Origin of the sequence: Lunatibacter salilacus (assembly GCF_009797935.1) — a bacterium.
In the GTDB taxonomy this organism is placed as follows: Bacteria; Bacteroidota; Bacteroidia; order Cytophagales; family Cyclobacteriaceae; genus Lunatibacter; species Lunatibacter salilacus.
This window is the reverse complement of the sequence record NZ_VOLC01000013.1, coordinates 63,194-81,887: the sequence shown is the minus strand read 5'-3', so window position 1 is coordinate 81,887 and position 18,694 is coordinate 63,194. Positions and strand designations below refer to the sequence as shown.

The window sequence follows — 18,694 nt, the reverse complement described above, 5'->3', positions numbered from 1 at the left end:
GCGCTTATTGTTATTCACAAATGATCTGATCCTTAAATTTTACATTCACCCTGCTATAGGCATTCCAGCCTTTTTTGGGCACTATATCGTTGTAATACAGGTTGATTTTTTGAAATTTTCGCTCAATTTCTTCCGGTTTGCCAAATTCGATCACCTGTTTCCCCACCTGCTGATGAAGCAGTACTTCACCGTTAGAGAGCAAGTCCATGGCGTTGATTTGGGCACTCCAGAAGTCAGATTTGGTAATGAACGTCAGTAAATTCAAAAACCCTTCATGCTCTGCTCCCAACTCTCCCTTTTCCAATATTTTGTCAGCGCCTCTACCTTCTACAGTAATGACCCGGGGAGTGAAATTGGTGGACAACGGCAGGATCTTGCCTTCTGTGCTGATGTAGCCATCTGCAGCCATAGGCCTGACGATGCGGGCCATTGGAATATGCTGAGAGATTTTGACCATAATTTTGCCTTTCAAATCCCCAAATACATCGGCATCGCGGACGAACGGATGGCTTTCTACCTTCTTCTCCAAATCATAAAGAGAAATCTTCCGCAGCGATTCGCCAGGTTGTAATTCGGGAAATTCACGTTGCAGCATCGCGTGAATATCCTTCTCCTCCACAAAGTAGACTTGGCTAATTCCCTCCACATATACTTCAAGTCCGGAGAATTGCTTATCCTTTCCCCGGTGCTCAATAAAGGCAATATATACCAGGACAATTACCCCCAAAAGGGCAAAAATCACAGATTTCTTGATCCTCCATTTACTAGGCTTTTCCATGTTGCATCCAGTTTGAAATTGGTGAAACCAATCTATCAATATCTCCGGCACCAATGGTTACCAAGACTTCCGGTTGTTGGTGGTCTAAATAGGAAAGCAATTCTTCCTTCGACTTCATACCTTTTTTTGCGGATGTGATGCCGTCCAATAGCATCTCAGCTTTTACTCCTGGGATTGGAAGTTCTCTAGCGGGGTAAATGTCCAAAAGAATTACTTCGTCAGCCAGTGAAAGGCTTTCCGAAAAGCCCTCGGCAAAATCTCTGGTTCGGGAGAACAGGTGAGGTTGAAACACCGCCGTAATTTTCTTGTCGGAATAAATAGCCCGAACTGAACTTAGAAAGGCTCGGATTTCTTCGGGATGATGTGCGTAGTCATCGATATAAACACGTTTTTCATCCTGATAGACTACTTCGAATCTTCTTTTTACCCCTAAATAGGAGTCTAATCCACTCCGGATCTGTTCTTGAGTCACGCCTACATGTAAGGCTACGGAAATTGCGGCTAGTGCATTTTCAATGTTATGAAACCCTGGAATGGGAAGTAGCAAGGAGGGTATCTGAACATCTCCAGCTACATAGTCAAAGGTGAACCCTTTTATTCCCGCAACGATGCTTGTCGCTTTGATATCCGTCGATTCCAGGCCATATTCGTAGAGGGCCGTATTTCCCAATACATTTCTTCCAAGTTTTTTCAGTGCCCTATTCTGAATAAAGAGTTTACCTGTTGGATTGGTCAGGCGAATAAAACTTCTGAAGCCATCCAACAAATGGCTAGCATCCCCATAAATATCCAAATGGTCCGGATCTGCACTGGTGACAATGCTGATATTTGGGTGAAGGTGTAGAAAGGAACGGTCAAATTCATCCGCTTCTACCACTACGATAGGGTTTTCATCACTCCCCTCATCGTGCAGGATTAGGTTGTTTTGATAATTCTGGGTGAGTCCTCCCAGAAACGCCGCAATATTTTTCCCCGCATGCTTTAATAAATGGGCTACCAAAGAAGAGGTTGTAGTCTTTCCATGGGTACCCGCTACTGCTACGGTGTACATGTTTTCCGTAATCATTCCGAGTACCTCCGCTCTTTTTTTCAATATGTAGCCGGACTGTATCAAGTGATTTTTTAATACCGAGTTTTGAGGTATTGCCGGAGTCCAGATGACTAAACGATTTTGAGTGTCAGAAGCAAAGTCAGAAGGAAGCTGATCAACGGCATCCAAATAGGTAATTGCAATGCCTTCCTGAGACAAAGCTTCCGTAAGGGGAGACGGGGTTTTGTCATAACCATACACTGGAACTCCGATATAGTTAAACCACCGTGCAATGGCACTCATGCCAATGCCTCCGATACCTAGAAAATAGACGCTATGTAAGCCTTTTAAATTCATTTGATCATTGATTCCAACACTGTTACAATTTCATTTGCGGCCTCTTTTTTGGCCAGTTTTTTTATGTTTTCTCCAAGAGAGTGCCTAGTTGCCTTATCGCTCATCAGTTTATCCACCAGTTCCGGTAATTTCTCCACGGCCTCGTCGTCTGGTAGTATCAAAGCAGCGGCTTCGGAGAAGAATGCCATTGCATTTTTGGTCTGATGATCTTCGGCTACGTTTGGCGAAGGGATGAAAATGACAGGCTTTCCTACAAGGCTAAGTTCAGAAACCGACAAGGCTCCCGCACGGGAAATTACTAAATCCGCCACGGCATAGGCCAAATCCATCTCCAGTATAAACTCCTTGGGGTGAATCTCTTTAAACCCGCTACTTGCCACCAGATTTTTCATATCGTTGAAATAATAACGGCCCGTTTGCCAAAGTACTTGATACCCCTTAGCCTGGAAAAGCCCCATGGATGCTGCAATTGCTTGGTTGATTGTCCGTGCTCCTAGACTACCTCCCAGCACCAATAGGGTGGGCAAATCAGGGTTCAAGCCAAAATGGGCAATTCCAATTTCTTTTTTACCCTCCAAATCCAAGATGTCACTCCTTACTGGATTGCCTGTATAATGAAGCCGATCCTTAGGAAAGAATTTTTCCATCCCAGGATACGCTACGCAAATAGCTTTGGCCTTTTTTGCCAGAAGCTTGTTGGTCAAACCTGCGTAGGAATTTTGTTCCTGAATCAGGGTGGGAATGCCCATTTGCTGAGCCGTAAAGAGTATGGGCCCGCTTGCGTAACCACCTACTCCAACTACCAAATCAGGTAAGAAAGAACGAATGATTTCTTTTGACTTTTTAAGGCTGCTCAACACTTTGAAGGGAAAGCTGAGGTTTTTGAGGGAGAGACTCCGCTGCAGACCTGCTATTGGCAGGCCCACAATTTTATAGCCCGCTTCCGGTACTTTCTGCATTTCCATTTTACCCTCAGCCCCGACGAATAGAATATCAGTTCCCGGATATCTCTGCGACCACGCGTGTGCAATGGCAATGGCGGGATAGATATGTCCCCCGGTGCCTCCGCCACTAATGATCATGCGATATGTTTTATTTTCGTTTTCCAAGACTATGCGGCTTTAGCTACTCTTCTAATGCTGTTGGTGTCGGCAGGGAAGGCATCTTCATGGTCTCCCCGGCTGACACTCAAAATGATTCCCAGGGATATCCCAGTAAATATCAGGGAAGTACCCCCCATGCTGACCATTGGTAGGGGCAAACCTGTAATTGGTACCAACCCAACGGCCACTGCCATGTTAATCATAGCCTGAATGACCAGTGCAAAACTTAAACCGGCGGACAACAAACCCCCAAAGGGGCGAGTGGAAATTGCCACCACGCGCATTCCCCGATAAAGGAGGGCCAGGTAAAGGAATAGCACGCCACCGCCACCAATCAGACCGTATTCCTCGATAATGATTGCGAAGATGAAGTCGGAATAAGGGTGGGGCAGGACATTTCGTTGTTCACTTTTTCCGGGTCCCTTCCCCGCTATTCCACCAGTTGCAATGGCAATAAAGGAATGCTTGGCCTGATAGGGCAGTTCTTTTTCATCCTCATTAAGAAAGCTTTCTATTCTGGAAAAGAACACACCTCCTCGCTGCCCTAGCATAATGGCAGAAGTCAACGCCATCATTCCAACTGCAAGCACAATCACCAGAAATTTAAATGGAACCCGTCCAATAAACATCAGCAAAAGGCAGGTCGCCAAAAGCATTACCCCGGTGGACATATTGGCAAATCCGATTAACATGCAAATGATACCGATCCACGCAATGATGGGGATAAATGTTTTTTTCCAATCAGCGATTTGTCGCTGCCGTTTGGCAAGCATGCCTGCTACTGCGGAGATTAGAGCCAGTTTGGCCAGATCAGAAGGCTGAAATGCCTGATTAATAATCGGTATTGTCAACCATCGGTTGGCCTCGTTGATGGTCGAGCCAAACAAATAGGTTATGAGGAGCAAGGGGATACTTATCCAAAGGGCCAACAGGCTGAGCTTGGCGAAGTACTTATATGGGATATTATGAACACCCCACATTACTACAAGGCTAGCCATGATTAAGGATCCGTGCTTTATGAGGTACACTTCCGTATTGCCGCCGACCATTCTATAGGCCAGAGAGCCCGTGGCGGAGTATACCACCAATATACTTAAGATGGAAAGCAGGATCACAATCCCCCAAATGATGGGGTCACCTTTTAAATTTTCCTCAAGCCAAAGTTTTATCGGTTTCATATGTTCATAATTTCTTTTTCTAATGCCATGCCTGCCTGTCCGGTAGGCAGGCTCGATTTCATGATGCTATCTTTTCCTTTAATGAATTGACAGCAGCTTTAAACTGGTCTCCACGGTCTTCATAATTTTTGAACAAATCAAAACTTGCACAGGCCGGAGAGAGCAATGCCAAATCCCCAGGTTCACCCCAGGTCAGTGCGGTTTTGACCGCTTCCTGAATCGATTGGGTTTCCTTGATTTGCGGAATTTTTCCCATAAAGGCACTTTTTAACTTTTCATTGTCTTTCCCCAGACAGATAAGCCCTTTCACCCGTCCCTCGATTAGCGGAAGCAAGGCCTCATAATCATTTCCTTTATCTACTCCACCAGCTATCCAAATAATGGGTTCGCTGTAAGCGGATAAGGCATATTTTGTGGCATCCACATTCGTACCCTTGCTATCGTTGACAAACCGCACCCCCTGGATAGTTGCAACCTGCTCCATCCGGTGAGAGGCATTCTGAAAGTTTGCCAGACCGAGTTTTATAGTCGATTCGAATGCTCCTGCAAGTAATGCCGACTGTATCGCACAAAGGGCATTGATTTTATTATGATCCCCTTGGAGCGTCATTTCTTCAGGTCGAACCCGGAATTCAATTTCTTTCCATTTGATATTTAAGCTTCCGTTTGCGGCATGTAAGCCCCTTGAGTTTGCAACCGCTTTAGCAACCGGATATCCAGTGGCTTTTAAAGGTTTATTCTGTAAGGTCTTCCTGATGGTATCATCTTCAATAAAATAAATAAAATGGTCTTTTTCATCCATCCGGTCCACCAACTTGAACTTAGTGGAAGCATAGTTTTCAAACTTATACCCGTATCGGTCCAAGTGGTCCGGTGTGATGTTTAACAGGACCGCTACTTTTGGTTTGAACCGGATAAACCCTTCAATCTGAAAACTACTTACTTCTAGTACCCACCAATCGTAATCCTCTTCTGCTAACTGACCCGCCCAGCTTTTGCCAACATTTCCCCCCATGCCTACGTTCAGACCTGCCGTTTTCAGTAGGTGATAGGTAAGCAGTGTGGTGGTTGTTTTCCCGTTGGTACCCGTAATGGCTATTACCTGACCTCTTGAATGCCGGTATGCAAACTCAAGCTCATCGATTACCGGTATTCCATTACCGACTAAGGTCTGCACAACTGGGTTGGAATAGGGGATTCCCGGGCTTTTGATGACTTCATCTGCTCCGAGGATTTCACCACTTGTATGGCCAAATTCTTCGAAGGGTATTTTGGCTGCGGTCAATTGCTGCTTACGGGGCGCACTGATACCTCCGGCATCGGAGACAAAGACTTTGTAGCCGTTGGCCAACGCCAGAAGAGCGGCACCAACACCGCTTTCACCTGCACCCAATATGACGATCTTTTTTATCATCGCAGTTTTAAAGTAGCCAATGCCAGAATGGCAAATAATATCCCCAAAATCCAGAAACGAACGGTAATTTTAGCTTCTGGGATATTTTTTTTCTGATAATGATGGTGGATGGGAGACATCAGGAAAACTCGCCTACCTTCTCCGTATTTTCTCTTGGTGTATTTGAAATAAGTAACCTGTATGATTACAGAGAGTAGTTCTATAATGAACACGCCACAAAGCAATGGCAACAGCAACTCCTTTCGTAGGGTCAATGAAAGCACCGCAATCACTCCTCCTATCATCAGGCTTCCGGTATCCCCCATAAACACCTGGGCAGGGTAGGCATTGTACCAGAGAAACCCAACACAGGCTCCCACAAATGCCGCACAGAAAATCACGAGTTCTCCAGAATTGGGAATAAACATGACATTTAAGTATTGGGAAAATATGGCATTACCACTGATGTAGGCATAGATAGCAATGGTAAGACCTATGATGGCAGAGGTGCCGGCTGCCAATCCGTCTATTCCATCCGTGATGTTCGCTCCATTTGAAACGGCGGTGACAATGAAAATCACCAAACCTATATATAATAGGGGAGTAAGAAAATCCCCCAATACCCCGAAAACTTTGTCGTAATGGAGTTCGTTGTCTTTCATGAACGGAATAGTGGTTTTCAGTGATTTCACATCACTGAAGCTTGGTGTGTCTACCACGCCTTCTGCTATGGAGACAGGCTGGTTAAATTCCCGTACCACTACATCTTCGTGGAAATAAAGCGTAGTACCCACCACTATACCAATGACTACTTGACCGACAATCTTAAACCTTCCGGCCAACCCCGCCTTGTTTTTGCGGAAAACCTTGATATAATCGTCCACAAAACCAATTGCCCCCAACCAAAGGGTTGTAACCAATAATAGGATGATATAGATGTTATAGATGTTGGCAAACAAAAGCGTTGGAATGGCTATCCCAGCCATGATCATAAGCCCACCCATAGTTGGGGTTCCCCTTTTTTCCATTTGCCCTTTCAGGCCAAGTTCACGTACAGATTCGCCGATTTGCTTGTTACGAATCCAGTTGATGATACTTTTACCGAAAGTAATGGTGATAATTAGGGAAAAAAGCGCAGCCATTCCCGCCCGAAACGAAATGTATCGGAAGACTCCTGCGCCGGGGAAGTCAAAAACTCTGTCTATATAGTCAAAAAGATGGTATAGCATTAGCTCGAATGAATTAAGCGTAACATTTCTCTTACAATTTCCCTGTCATCAAACGGGTGCTTCACCCCTTTAATTTCTTGGTAGGTTTCATGGCCTTTTCCGGCAATTAATATTATATCCCCTTTGGTTGCCATCCCGCAGGCGGCTTTGATGGCTTCTCTTCGTTCAGCGATTGTTAGCGTTTTGCGCATATCTACTGGATTGATTCCCGCTTCCATGTCTTTTATGATATCCATGGGTTCTTCATTGCGGGGATTATCAGAAGTCAATATCACCTTGTCACTATATTTCGTGGCAGATTTTGCCATGATAGGGCGCTTGGCCTTATCTCGGTTTCCACCGCAACCAACTACGGTGATGAGTTTCTCTCCGCCGGTTCTCAGTTTCTGAATGGTCTTTAACACATTCTCCAATGCATCCGGAGTGTGGGCGTAATCCACAATGGCTGTAATATCCCGATAGAAAACCTGCTCAAACCGGCCCTGGGCACCCTTAAGTTGGGATAACTGCCTTAATACTTCCTCTTCCTCTTCGCCCAAAAGCATGGCCGTTCCATATACCCCCAACAGGTTATAGGCATTGAATTCCCCTATTAGCCGGAACCAGACCGATTGGTGGTTGATTTCCAACTCCAGGCCTTGAAGAGTATTGTTTATTATCTTTGCCTTAAAGTCAGAAGGATATTTAAGTGCATAGGAATGTTTTTTTGCCTTGGTATTTTGCACCATAACCAAGCCCCTCTTGTCATCGGCATTTATTAAGGCAAATGCACTGGGCGGTAGTTCATCGAACAGTTTCTTTTTTGCTGTAATATATGCGTCAAAGGTCTCGTGGTAATCCAGATGGTCGTGGGAAATGTTGGTGAATATAGCCCCTGCAAAATGCAACCCCGCCGTTCTTTCCTGCACTATGGCATGTGAACTAGCTTCCATAAAGCAATGAGTACAACCTGCGTCCAGCATCTGATGAAGAATCTGATTGATGGAAATGGCATCTGGCGTGGTATGTGTTGTGGGCAATACGGTTTCGTTAATCCGGTTTTCCACCGTCGACAATAGCCCTACCCGGTATCCCATTTCGCTAAACAATTGATGCAGAAGGGTGACCATGGTGGTTTTTCCATTGGTACCCGTGACAGCTACCAAGGTCAACTTTGAGGACGGATGGTTATAGAAGTTGGCAGCCATCATTCCCAGAGCCTTTGCCGCATCGACCACCTGTACATAGGTAACCTCTTCTTTCAACTCGGAGGGGAGTACTTCGCATACCACGCAGGAAGCATCCTGCTCCAATGCATTATCTATGAAGTCATGGCCATCCACCTGCGTTCCCCGCATGGCGATAAATAGATCACCTATTTTAACCGACCTACTGTCAAAGACAAGGCTGTTTACGGTGATTTCCATGTCTCCTTTTGTGGAGATGAGAGATACCTTGTATAATATGTCCTTTAACAGCTTCATTATCCCAGAGTAATTTTAATGGTGCTTTTTGGCGAAATAGTTGTTCCTGAAGGAAGCGACTGACTTTTTACCCGGCCTTTGCCGCTGAATAAGACTCTTAATCCGTTATTTTCCAATATGTATAATGCGTCCCGAAGTGCCATTCCGGTCACATCCGGCACCTGTTTCTCATTTATTCTATTTGTAACCCACTGTATTGATTTGTTGGTGACTTTCGAACGCACCCATTTTTCCTGCTCTTGATAGTGGTTGGATATACCAAATTTGTTACAAAGCATCTGAACATCCTCCGTCAGGCCCGCCTGAATAAATGGCAAGTCCCCTGCATATGGAGTTTTATTGCTTACTAGGGTTTTGTCCAAGTTTAGTTTTAGATCCTGTGCATGGATTTTATCAGCGATTTCCTTAAATACAGGTGCAGATATGTCACCCCCGTAGGCTTGAAATCCTTTAGGACTGTCTATGACGATTATTGCACTGTATTTTGGATTGTCCGCAGGAAAATATCCAACAAAGGAGGTGTAGTACGTTTGGGTATACCTTCCATCAACCAGTTTTTGCGCTGTCCCTGTTTTTCCGGCTATGCTGTAATCATTATTTCGGATATTTCTGGCAGTACCATTTTCCACTACTCCCTCGAGAAGGGATCTCAAATATTGGATGGTTTTTTTAGAAGCAATTTGCTTATTTAAAACTTCGGTATCGTAGGTTTCTTCTACGTAATTGCCCTTCGAAATTTGTTTTACAATCAAGGGTTTTACCATTTTGCCGTCATTTGCGATGGCATTGTATAGGGTAAGGGTCTGCAGGGGAGTTACCTTCAATTCGTACCCTATAGACATCCATGGAAGCGTAGTTCCGTACCAGCTTTTGGTGCCGGGTGTTTTAAAATAAGGCACTCCTTCCCCTTTGAGCTGAAAACCAACCGGTTTGTCCAACCCAACTTTGGAAATGTAATTGATAAATTTCACGGGTGCCACGCCAAACTGGTCATTGACAAGTCTTGAAATTCCAATATTTGAGGATTTTTCAAAGGCCTCCCGAACCGTGATACGTCCAAATCCGCCGTTTTTCGCATCACGCATCGACCTGTCGTAAAACTTGAAAACGCCGTCTCCGGTGTCTATACTATCTTGGAGACTGATTTTGCCTTCTTCCAATAAGGCCAGCATCGAAAGCAGCTTGAATGTGGATCCTGGTTCTGTAAGTCCCTGATCACCTACAGCATAGTTGTAGTTTTCACCGTAACCGTTTCCACTTTTGTTTTTCTCGAGATTGGCCAACGCTTTTATGTGGCCGGTGGCCACTTCCATCACTATCACAGAGCCGAAATTCGCGTCCTTATTGATTAATTGACGAAGAAGTGCAGATTCGGCCACATCCTGAATATTAATATCCAGCGTACTGACAATATCAAAACCGTCTGTAGGCTTAATGTCCTCCGCATCGTGCAGCGGTTTCCAGCTTCCTCCAGCTATTTTCTGAAACAATGCTTCACCATTTCGCCCTTGCAGGAATTCATTGAAACTGTACTCCAGCCCGACTCCATAATCGTCCTCATTGAGAAATCCCACGGTGCGGCCTGCAAGTGATCGAAAAGGGCGATAGCGCTGGTCCACCTTTTCAAAAATTATTCCCCCGCCAAGTCGTCCATCACGGAAGATGGGCCACTTCATCATGGCTAATTTCTCTTGATAGCCGATTTGCTTTCTGTTGATAATGAGGTATTTTTTCCCACTGTTCCGCGCATCGGAGATGATCCGCTTGTATTGGGTAGCGGATTTGTCTTTATAGTAACCGGACAAAAGCGTAGCCAGTGAGTCTATACCGTTTCGGAATCTATCTTCCTTGGAAATGGAAGGGTCCAAGACGACCCGGTAGAAGGGAAGGCTGGTTGCCAGCAAACTTCCATCACCACTATAGATATTGCCACGGGTAGCTTTTACGGGACGGTATTGCAGGTGTATATTTTCGGACATCTGTCTCCATTTGTCTCCATCCACAAACTGTACTTGGGTGATTTTATAAAAAATAGCGATGCCTATCGCACTTGTCAGCAGAAAGGCGACTCTAACTCGAAATAATATGGACCTTTTAATGTTCATTTTTCAACAATTATTTTAAAAGGTGGCTCGTCAATTTCTTCGATACCCAAGGGGGCGATTTTCTTTGCAACTTCAGACTGCTTGCCGGCAAACATATACGCCGCTTCCAACGTGGTCACATCAGCGCGGATATCTTCTACTTCCTGCTGGAGCGATTCGATTTTTCGGATGGTGTTATCAGCCTGGTGATTGCTCCATATATATATAAGTGCCAAGAGGGCGGCATATAAAAAGGGGGGGACCAAGTGTACAGGAATTCCGTCGCCAAAAAGTCCCGTCATTGCCAGCTTTCTTTCAAGTAGCGCAAACAGGTTAAACCTACCTGAACTTTTTGTTGCTCCGGATGACTTAGCTTTTTGTTTGAATGTGTTGTTTCCCATAGCTATATCTTTTCTGCTATTCTGAGTTTTGCACTTCTGGCCCGGTTATTCTGGGCAATTTCCTCCGGGCTAGCCGTAATGGCTTTCCGGTTCACCGGTTCTAGGGGTCTGATCTGATTGCCATAGAAATCCTTCTCTACATCACCATGGAATTTGCCTTTGTTGATGTAGTTTTTTACCAAGCGGTCCTCCAGGGAATGGTAACTCATGACTACCAATCTACCCTTGCTCCGAAGTAACTCGTTGCTTTGTTCCAGCATATCCCTCAGGGCTCCCATTTCGTCATTTACGGTGATCCGCAGCGCTTGAAATACCTGTGCATAATATTTGAATTCCTTTCCCCGTGGAGCAAATTTGTCCAAAATAGCCTTAAACCTATCAATGGTCAATATAGGTTCTTGGATCCTTTCCGATACAATTGCCCGTGCGAGGGTCTTGGCATTTTTGATTTCGCCATACTGGCCGAGTATCTTGTGAAGTTCCCTTTCTTCATAGCTATTCAGGATATCCGCAGCCGTGAGGTTTCCCGACTGATTCATCCGCATGTCCAAGTCTCCAGCAAACCTCGTGGAGAATCCCCTGCTGGGTTCGTCAATCTGATGGGAGGATATGCCCAAATCTGCTAAGATCCCATCCACTTCATCTACTCCGTACAGTCTAAGAAATCGCTTAATGTCTCTGAAATTGGCATGGATAAATGTGAAACGTTCATCATCAGGTGCGTTTACAATCGCATCCTCATCTTGGTCAAACCCATATAAATGGCCCTTATCCAACTTACTCAGGATTTCCCGCGCATGTCCTCCACCCCCAAAGGTCAGGTCCAGATACACCCCATTAGGGTCTATAGCAAGGCCTTCGATGCAGGGCTGCAACATGACTGGGATATGGTAAGGGCTTTTAGTCATCTTTTTTTAAATATTGTTTGTTCAAGGTGTCGTATCTTTTGTCCACCTCATCCGCAATCTCATTCAACAATGTCGGATTCCAAATTTCAATTCGGTTTCCTATGCCCGCAACCGTGGCCTCTCCATCGAGCTGCGCATAGGCCATGAGGGATTTTGGGATAAGGATTCTCCCAGCACTGTCCATTTCCACTATCACCTCTCTGCGGAAATAGGCCCGCTGAAAACTTCTGGCTTCCTCGTCTGTAGTATCAAGATCCATGAGTTTGCTATACTCTTTTTTTACCTCTATGGCTGTGCGAAGAATTAAACACTGCTCAATGCCTTTTCTGAGATAGAGCTCATTGCTGGGATTTTCAGGAAGGGCTGCTTTTAGTCTTGCAGGAAGTACCAGCCGTCCCTTGACGTCAAGCTTGCACTCGTACTCGCCCATGAAAATTCCCATTCCTTTAACTTTAAAAATCTCAGTGAATACAAAAGTAGCAAATCTCCAGCCACTTTCTACCACAATGCCCCACTTTTTACCACTAATCTATAAAAGTATCCATTACTTTGGTTCTTTGCAATTGTTTTGGAAAAAAATAAATGACCCTAATTCTTGACAGTCATCAAGTTAACGGCTGTAATATTGTCTAGAAAAGCGGTTAATAAGTAAAACGAGGGTTTAGTGAGGGATTTTTAATATAAAATATCGTATAAAAAAATAAATTCATCCAATAGAAAGCAAAGAGGGAGAATTCCCCATAAAACCCCATTTCCAATTAATTAGGGAAAAGGGCCTTATTTTTTTCGCTCGATGGTGTATTTAACCAGATCAGACAAAGCAGTCTTGTAGGGAGAATCTGGGAACTCAGTCAAAATGTGCAGTGCCTCCCGGTAAAAATTGTTCATGATTTCTTCCGAATAGGAAAGTCCGCCAGCCGCTTTAACGAATTCTATTACTTCATTGACGGCTTTTTTGTCTTCATTTTTGTTGCGGACTAGAGAAATGATTCTTTTCTTTTCCAGCCAAGAAGCATGGTTTAGGGCGTAAATAAGCGGTAGGGTGAGTTTTTTTTCTTTGATGTCAATTCCAACAGGTTTTCCGACTACATCCTGTCCGTAGTCGAAAAGGTCGTCTTTAATCTGAAATGCCATACCTACTTTTTCACCAAACAACCGCATTTTCTCTATAGCGGCAGTATCGGCATTTGCTGTAGCGGCACCCACCGCACAACAGGAGGCAATCAGACTGGCAGTTTTTTGCCGGATTATAGTATAGTAAACTTCCTCTGTGATGTCCAAATTCCTTGATTTGGCGATCTGCAGCAATTCGCCCTCGCTCATTTCCCGTACAGCATGGGAGACTATTTTTAGAAGATCAAAATCCCCATTGTCCACACTCAGAAGTAACCCTCTGGAAAGCAGGTAGTCTCCCACTAATACGGCGATCTTATTTTTCCACAGCGCATTAATTGAGAAAAATCCCCGTCGGTAATTTGCGTCGTCTACTACATCATCATGTACGAGTGTAGCGGTATGCAATAGCTCGATTAGTGCTGCACCCCGGTAGGTTGCTTCGGATATTCCACCCGAAACTCCTCCGGTTAAAAAGACAAACATGGGCCGCATTTGCTTCCCTTTTCGCTTTACGATATAATGGGTAATATGGTCAAGAAGTGTCACTTTACTTTTCATAAAGGACCGAAACTTCTTTTCAAAATCTGCCATCTCAGTGGCAATTGGAGCTTGTATTTGCTTTAAATCCTGCTTCATTGAGTGTTTGGTGCTGCAATAATACGACCTATTCAGTCATTGACAAAACACCCTACTTGATTATTGGTTTAAAAAGAATTTTCATTACAATGCGTACCGGATTTGTTTTGCGGGACACTTCCTTTCAAAAAGACCCAGTACCTAATCCATTTCTTTTTCTTTATCTTTGCGAAGACCAATAAAAAAAGAGTTGACCGACGACTATATTAAGCACCAATATGCGCCCATTCTTCCCAAAAAAGATGAATGGCCGGTAGTCAAGCTAAGCAAAAACCGGAAGGAATTTCTCAATAAGGTGACAGAAGCTAGTGTAGCCCGGATTTTAAGACATACAGGCAACCAAGTGCACCTTCTGAAAGAAGAATTGGAGACGGTATTGTACCGCGAAAGACTCAGGCTGAAGCAAAATCCTTGGTTGGTCGACCCGGACAATGAACCTGCTTTTTGGGCAAAGGTAAAATCCAGTCTCTTGGGCATTGGGGTGGAAAATACGCTGACAGATGCCGAACGGAAAGCGGCCTACATAGCTATTTTGGAATCCATTGTTCGGAGATATGTGGAGGAAATAGCTGGGAATTTTAAGCATTCCCATTATAAGGCAACCCGCAGGATTGTGACGTATGGCTTTTCCCGCTTACTAAATACTGCCCGGGTGAAAGGTTTTAAATCTTTTTTCAGTACTCAGTACACTTTACAGGACAAAATCCAAATCATTGGAGAGACTGATCAGATCCGGGAGTTGGCATCAAAGGGCACCATCGTTATGGTCCCCACCCATTTCTCCAATTTGGATAGCATTTTGATCGGTTGGACGATCAGCACCTTGGGCTTGCCCCCCTTCATATATGGAGCTGGTCTCAACTTATTCAATATCCAGATTTTTGCCTACTTTATGAATGCATTGGGGGCTTATAAAGTAGATCGGCGGAAGAAAAATATGGTGTATTTGGAAACATTAAAGACCTATTCAAGTGAAGCCATTCAGTTTGGATGTCACAGCTTGTTTTTTCCGGGGGGTACACGTTCCAGAAGTGGAAACCTTGAGTCCCGGCTCAAATTGGGACTTCTAAGTTCTGCCATGGAGGCACAGCGGGTAAATTATCAAAATGGGATTACAGACATAGGAGGTAAGATTTTCGTCGTTCCGGTTACGATTAACTATCACTTTGTACTTGAAGCTCCCAGTCTTATCCACGACCACCTTAACCTTACCGGACAAGAACGCTATTACAAAGAATCCGACGAATTTTCCAACTCATATAAGATCTCAAAATTTCTGGTAAAATTTTTTACCAAGGGATCAGATATCTCTGTGTCCATTGGCAAGGCAATGGATATCATGGGAAATTACGTCGACGCTGAAGGAAATAGCAGGGATAGGGCTGGCAGAATCATCGACTGCAGGGATTATTTCATGTCTAATGGACAGCTAACTGTAGACACGCAGCGGGAAGAGGAATATACAAAGGCTCTTGGTAGTCGAATTGTTGAGGAATTTCACAAGATTAATCGGGTGTTCAGCAGCCACCTCGTCGCCTTTACCGCCTTTAATATGATTAAAAAAGCAAACAAAAAACTAGACTTATTCAGTCTGTTGAAAGTGCCTGAAGAGGATATATCCATACCATATGACCAGTTTCGAGCAAAGTGCCTGCGGGTACTAAACCGAATAAAAGAGCTTAAAGCGGAAGAAAAACTCCATATGGCTCCTCATTTGAACGTCGATATTGACCAAATAATAGCCCATGGCCTGGAAAATGTCGGGATGTACCATGCCAAACGACCCCTGATTAAAAACCAGAACAATGAAATTGTGACAGAAGATATGAACCTCCTTTACTACTACCATAACAGACTGGATGGCTATGAGCTTGAGAAATTATTCAGATAAAAAATCGGTAGGTGTGATAGGCATTGGCAGTTTTGGAGCTGCGATAGCCAATTTACTTGCGGAGAAAAGTAGCGTAATCGTATATGCACGAGATCAGGAAGTCGTAGATGAAATCAACGAGCGGCATACCGCCAAGGGAAGGGCTCTCACGCCTACCATCCGGGCTACAACCGACCCCCAATTGCTCTGTGAAAGCTGTGACACCCTGTTTCCCATGATTTCTTCCAGTGGTTTCAAAGAAGTTATGGGGCTATTTGCGCCTTTTTTGCATCCCTACCATTACCTGATTCACGGTACAAAAGGGCTGGTATTGAACCTGCCACCCGGAAAAACTCTCGATAATGTGACCAAACTCAGGCGGGAAAATCTCTGCACCATGAGTGAGGTTATCCAAAACGAAACTGTGGTCGTTCGTGTAGGTTGTCTGGCAGGTCCCAATCTGGCCAAAGAACTAGCACAAAAACAGCCTGCCGCTACTGTGGTGGCGAGTCGGTTTAACGAAGTCATCCACGAAGGGCAGCGCTTGCTCCGGGGGGATAATTTTCAGGTGTACGGAAATTCCGATATCATCGGTGTGGAACTTAGCGGTGTATTGAAAAACATCATCGCCATTGCTGCCGGAGCACTTTCGGGGATGGGCCTCGGTGAGAATGCCAGGGGTTTGTTGGTGTCCAGGGGAATGGTGGAACTGATTTATTTGGGGAAAGCCATGGGGGGAAGCACCAAGTCCTTTATTGGTTTAGCTGGGATAGGGGACATGGTGACGACCTGTAACTCTACCCTTTCCAGAAACTTCACCGTGGGTTACAGACTGGCACAGGGAGAAACATTGGATGCCATCGTCTCTGATATGGATGAGGTGGCAGAAGGCATCAACACGGTACGTTTAATCAGGTTGTTTTTGGAAAGTACCGATCTACGGGCGCCAATAACGGAAAATTTGCATAAGGTGCTTTTCCAGTCCTTTAAGGTGGAAACAGCTCTTCAATACCTTATGAAATACCCTTTTAACGTAGATATTGATTTTTTATAGGATGCTTACACATCAAGAAATTCTTTGGCCGCTGGGGAAATACGTTCAAGAGTTTCCGGAAGGATATAGGATTTTTGATTGATTTGTTGGGGCTGGTCCCGTCGGCAAAAGTAGCTGTGTATAGCTCTTCGGGGACGCTCTGTCCGGTTGGTTGTACCACCATGCCAGACATGGGAATTGAATATGACCACAGAGCCCGCCGGAGCTTCGAGAATAATTTCATTTGGATGTGGATCCATGGGGTTTTCCATAACATCTTGGGGAAGTTGCTGATGCAAGTGGGTTCCGGGGACAATACGTGTCGCCCCGTTTTTCTCAGAAAAATCATCCAACAGCCAAATAGAGTTGCAAACCCGGTAATCGCCCTCAGGCACTGCCTCAGGATAGTCTGCGTGTAATTTTTGCAGCCCAGCACCTGGGATGGCAGCCCGGTAGTTGAGGGAGGAAAGTTTGATGTTATTTCCCAAAACATGTGATATTGCGGCAAGCACTCTGGGATTGGAATAAAAAACATCGAATTCAGACCCTTTGTTTACCAAATCGCTCAACCTTTCAGCCCCTTCATCGATTTTATTTCGTACGAAAACTGATTCTCTCAATTCTTTGCCTGCTGCCTCACCTTCTGCCGAAATTAACTCGGAGATCCTATTGCGTATGGATTCCAGTTCAAGCGGTGACAGTATTGGCCCTAGATTTAAGTAGCCATTGATATCTAGAAAGGATTTTTCCTCGGGGCTCAATAAGTCGGAAGAAACACCAAGTTGGGTTAAAGCGGACGCACTCATAAGGGTATAATGGGTTTATTGGCAGTTAATTTCTGATCAAAAATAGGAGGAAACTCGTTCACATCAAACACCCTCAAGCCTTTTTAGCCGCTGAAGCAGGGGAGGATGGGAGTAATTTACAAATACATACCAGGGATGGGGATTAAGCTCTGAGAGACTATTAACAGATAGTGTTTTTAAAGCTGTAGCCAAGGGTTTGCCATCATAGGTTTCCTTTGCAAAAGCATCCGCTTCAAATTCATTTTTGCGGCTCAGCAGGTTCATTCCAATTCCAATCAGGGCAGATAATGGGGAAAATAACATGGAAAAGCCGATGAGGTTTAAATGTATAGCAGCCTGCGATCCGCCAAGGGCGAGGCTCAGCGATTCGCTATAGATGAGCAGTGACAACACATATAAAATCAGCCCTGTCTGAACAATCCCAATACCCATACCATGTAGGATATGTTTCTTTTTGTAATGTCCGATTTCATGGGCCAAAACGGCTACGAGTTCGTCGGGCTGATGTTGCTCTATGAGCGTGTCATAAAGCACTACTTTTTTACGTTTCCCAAAGCCGGAAAAAAACGCGTTTGCCTTGGAAGACCGTTTGCTACCATCAATGACAAAGACATTGTTTAGGGAAAAATCAACCGATTTGGCATACCCCATTATTTTTTCCTTTAATTCCCCATCCCCGAGGGGGGAAAGTTTATTGAATAACGGCAATATTAGGCTGGCATAGAAATTATTGATAAAGACCATGAAAACCGCGGATATGATCCAGAACTGCCACCAAAAATCCGGACCTATATATTGCACCAAAGCCAGCAAGGCTAGCAATAAGCCACCTCCAACGGGAATAGAGATTAGGTATCCTTTTAACTTATCCGTAAAGAAAGTTGTCAGTGTACTCTTATTGAATCCGAATCGTTCTTCGATTACAAACGTGTGATAATAGTCAAAGGGTATGCTCAACAAGTCGGAGCCAATCAGCAAAACCCCTAAATATATAATTGGTAGCCAAAGTAAGTGTTCGGTGAATTGCCGGAGGAATTCATCTAACCAACCAAAAAAGCCGAATGCCACAAAAGCCACTGTCAATATAAACGAAAAGGCACTGGTTATCAATCCAAACTGAAAGTTGGTTTTTTTATAATCAGTTGCTTTTTGAAGTTTATCGGCAGTGACGTAATTGTGAAGGGTCTCCGGAACCTCCCAGGTTAACCGGCGGACATTCATCCAACTCAACAGTTTGGAAAAAAGAAAACTAAACGTCAAAATACCTATAAGCAGGTATTGGATCGTGATGGGTTGCATATTGCAATAA

General features: G+C 44.5%; 16 protein-coding genes. 2 read left to right on the top strand and 14 right to left on the bottom strand.

The window, feature by feature from the left end:
- Positions 1-10 precede the first annotated feature (10 nt).
- From FQ608_RS17330 to FQ608_RS17275, 12 genes are all read right to left on the bottom strand, one after another.
- The gene (locus tag FQ608_RS17330) at positions 11-778 is read right to left on the bottom strand and encodes a cell division protein FtsQ/DivIB (RefSeq protein WP_158859633.1); all 768 of its coding nucleotides are present in this window, start codon (positions 776-778) and stop codon (positions 11-13) included.
- Positions 765-2,165 (bottom strand): UDP-N-acetylmuramate--L-alanine ligase, encoded by a 1,401-nt coding sequence (murC, locus tag FQ608_RS17325; protein ID WP_158859632.1) that lies wholly within the window; start codon positions 2,163-2,165, stop codon positions 765-767. The genes FQ608_RS17330 and murC overlap by 14 nt, the downstream gene beginning before the upstream one ends.
- The gene (gene murG / locus FQ608_RS17320) at positions 2,162-3,274 is read right to left on the bottom strand and encodes an undecaprenyldiphospho-muramoylpentapeptide beta-N-acetylglucosaminyltransferase (protein WP_262885521.1); all 1,113 of its coding nucleotides are present in this window, start codon (positions 3,272-3,274) and stop codon (positions 2,162-2,164) included. The genes murC and murG overlap by 4 nt, the downstream gene beginning before the upstream one ends.
- Positions 3,275-3,276: 2 nt before the next feature.
- The gene (locus FQ608_RS17315; protein ID WP_158859629.1) at positions 3,277-4,446 is read right to left on the bottom strand and encodes an FtsW/RodA/SpoVE family cell cycle protein; all 1,170 of its coding nucleotides are present in this window, start codon (positions 4,444-4,446) and stop codon (positions 3,277-3,279) included.
- Between the two features lie 58 nt (positions 4,447-4,504).
- Positions 4,505-5,860 (bottom strand): UDP-N-acetylmuramoyl-L-alanine--D-glutamate ligase, encoded by a 1,356-nt coding sequence (gene murD / locus FQ608_RS17310; RefSeq protein ID WP_158859627.1) that lies wholly within the window; start codon positions 5,858-5,860, stop codon positions 4,505-4,507.
- A complete protein-coding gene (gene mraY, locus FQ608_RS17305) occupies positions 5,857-7,068 on the bottom strand; it encodes a phospho-N-acetylmuramoyl-pentapeptide-transferase (RefSeq protein WP_158859625.1) in 1,212 nt (403 codons plus the stop codon). Before mraY ends, murD begins: the two co-directional genes overlap by 4 nt.
- A complete protein-coding gene (locus FQ608_RS17300; protein ID WP_158859623.1) occupies positions 7,068-8,531 on the bottom strand; it encodes a UDP-N-acetylmuramoyl-L-alanyl-D-glutamate--2,6-diaminopimelate ligase in 1,464 nt (487 codons plus the stop codon). The genes mraY and FQ608_RS17300 overlap by 1 nt, the downstream gene beginning before the upstream one ends.
- A complete protein-coding gene (locus FQ608_RS17295; protein WP_158859621.1) occupies positions 8,531-10,636 on the bottom strand; it encodes a penicillin-binding protein in 2,106 nt (701 codons plus the stop codon). Before FQ608_RS17295 ends, FQ608_RS17300 begins: the two co-directional genes overlap by 1 nt.
- Positions 10,633-11,016, bottom strand: coding sequence for an FtsL-like putative cell division protein (locus FQ608_RS17290; RefSeq protein WP_158859619.1), 384 nt, complete (start codon positions 11,014-11,016; stop codon positions 10,633-10,635). Before FQ608_RS17290 ends, FQ608_RS17295 begins: the two co-directional genes overlap by 4 nt.
- A gap of 2 nt (positions 11,017-11,018) precedes the next feature.
- Positions 11,019-11,924, bottom strand: coding sequence for a 16S rRNA (cytosine(1402)-N(4))-methyltransferase RsmH (gene rsmH / locus FQ608_RS17285; RefSeq protein ID WP_158859617.1), 906 nt, complete (start codon positions 11,922-11,924; stop codon positions 11,019-11,021).
- Positions 11,917-12,354: a division/cell wall cluster transcriptional repressor MraZ gene (locus FQ608_RS17280; protein ID WP_234364250.1), complete on the bottom strand. Its 438-nt coding sequence runs from the start codon at positions 12,352-12,354 to the stop codon at positions 11,917-11,919. Before FQ608_RS17280 ends, rsmH begins: the two co-directional genes overlap by 8 nt.
- A 347-nt stretch (positions 12,355-12,701) precedes the next feature.
- Positions 12,702-13,676 carry a polyprenyl synthetase family protein gene (locus tag FQ608_RS17275; RefSeq protein WP_158859613.1) on the bottom strand — a complete coding sequence of 325 codons (975 nt, stop codon included), beginning with the start codon at positions 13,674-13,676 and terminating at the stop codon, positions 12,702-12,704.
- Positions 13,677-13,866: 190 nt separating this feature from the next.
- Here FQ608_RS17275 and FQ608_RS17270 point away from each other — a divergent pair, with 190 nt between their 5' ends.
- Positions 13,867-15,567: a 1-acyl-sn-glycerol-3-phosphate acyltransferase gene (locus FQ608_RS17270; protein WP_158859845.1), complete on the top strand. Its 1,701-nt coding sequence runs from the start codon at positions 13,867-13,869 to the stop codon at positions 15,565-15,567.
- Positions 15,542-16,600: an NAD(P)H-dependent glycerol-3-phosphate dehydrogenase gene (locus FQ608_RS17265; RefSeq protein ID WP_158859611.1), complete on the top strand. Its 1,059-nt coding sequence runs from the start codon at positions 15,542-15,544 to the stop codon at positions 16,598-16,600. The genes FQ608_RS17270 and FQ608_RS17265 overlap by 26 nt, the downstream gene beginning before the upstream one ends.
- Positions 16,601-16,605: 5 nt before the next feature.
- Here FQ608_RS17265 and FQ608_RS17260 read toward each other — a convergent pair whose 3' ends face one another.
- Complete coding sequence (locus tag FQ608_RS17260; RefSeq protein WP_158859609.1) at positions 16,606-17,385, bottom strand: phytanoyl-CoA dioxygenase family protein; 780 nt, start codon at positions 17,383-17,385, stop codon at positions 16,606-16,608.
- Positions 17,386-17,448: 63 nt separating this feature from the next.
- Entirely contained in the window at positions 17,449-18,684 is a 1,236-nt protein-coding gene (locus tag FQ608_RS17255; protein ID WP_158859607.1) for a M48 family metallopeptidase, read from the bottom strand.
- Positions 18,685-18,694 lie beyond the last annotated feature (10 nt).

What these genes read in the sequence shown, in the direction of transcription:
- FQ608_RS17330 (WP_158859633.1), bottom strand. Translation starts at nt 778, where the DNA reads ATGGAAAAGCCTAGTAAATGGAGGATCAAGAAATCTGTGATTTTTGCC.
- murC (WP_158859632.1), bottom strand. Translation starts at nt 2,165, where the DNA reads ATGAATTTAAAAGGCTTACATAGCGTCTATTTTCTAGGTATCGGAGGC.
- FQ608_RS17315 (WP_158859629.1), bottom strand. Translation starts at nt 4,446, where the DNA reads ATGAAACCGATAAAACTTTGGCTTGAGGAAAATTTAAAAGGTGACCCC.
- murD (WP_158859627.1), bottom strand. Translation starts at nt 5,860, where the DNA reads ATGATAAAAAAGATCGTCATATTGGGTGCAGGTGAAAGCGGTGTTGGT.
- mraY (WP_158859625.1), bottom strand. Translation starts at nt 7,068, where the DNA reads ATGCTATACCATCTTTTTGACTATATAGACAGAGTTTTTGACTTCCCC.
- FQ608_RS17300 (WP_158859623.1), bottom strand. Translation starts at nt 8,531, where the DNA reads ATGAAGCTGTTAAAGGACATATTATACAAGGTATCTCTCATCTCCACA.
- FQ608_RS17295 (WP_158859621.1), bottom strand. Translation starts at nt 10,636, where the DNA reads ATGAACATTAAAAGGTCCATATTATTTCGAGTTAGAGTCGCCTTTCTG.
- FQ608_RS17290 (WP_158859619.1), bottom strand. Translation starts at nt 11,016, where the DNA reads ATGGGAAACAACACATTCAAACAAAAAGCTAAGTCATCCGGAGCAACA.
- rsmH (WP_158859617.1), bottom strand. Translation starts at nt 11,924, where the DNA reads ATGACTAAAAGCCCTTACCATATCCCAGTCATGTTGCAGCCCTGCATC.
- FQ608_RS17280 (WP_234364250.1), bottom strand. Translation starts at nt 12,354, where the DNA reads ATGGGCGAGTACGAGTGCAAGCTTGACGTCAAGGGACGGCTGGTACTT.
- FQ608_RS17275 (WP_158859613.1), bottom strand. Translation starts at nt 13,676, where the DNA reads ATGAAGCAGGATTTAAAGCAAATACAAGCTCCAATTGCCACTGAGATG.
- FQ608_RS17265 (WP_158859611.1), top strand. Translation starts at nt 15,542, where the DNA reads ATGAGCTTGAGAAATTATTCAGATAAAAAATCGGTAGGTGTGATAGGC.
- FQ608_RS17260 (WP_158859609.1), bottom strand. Translation starts at nt 17,385, where the DNA reads ATGAGTGCGTCCGCTTTAACCCAACTTGGTGTTTCTTCCGACTTATTG.
- FQ608_RS17255 (WP_158859607.1), bottom strand. Translation starts at nt 18,684, where the DNA reads ATGCAACCCATCACGATCCAATACCTGCTTATAGGTATTTTGACGTTT.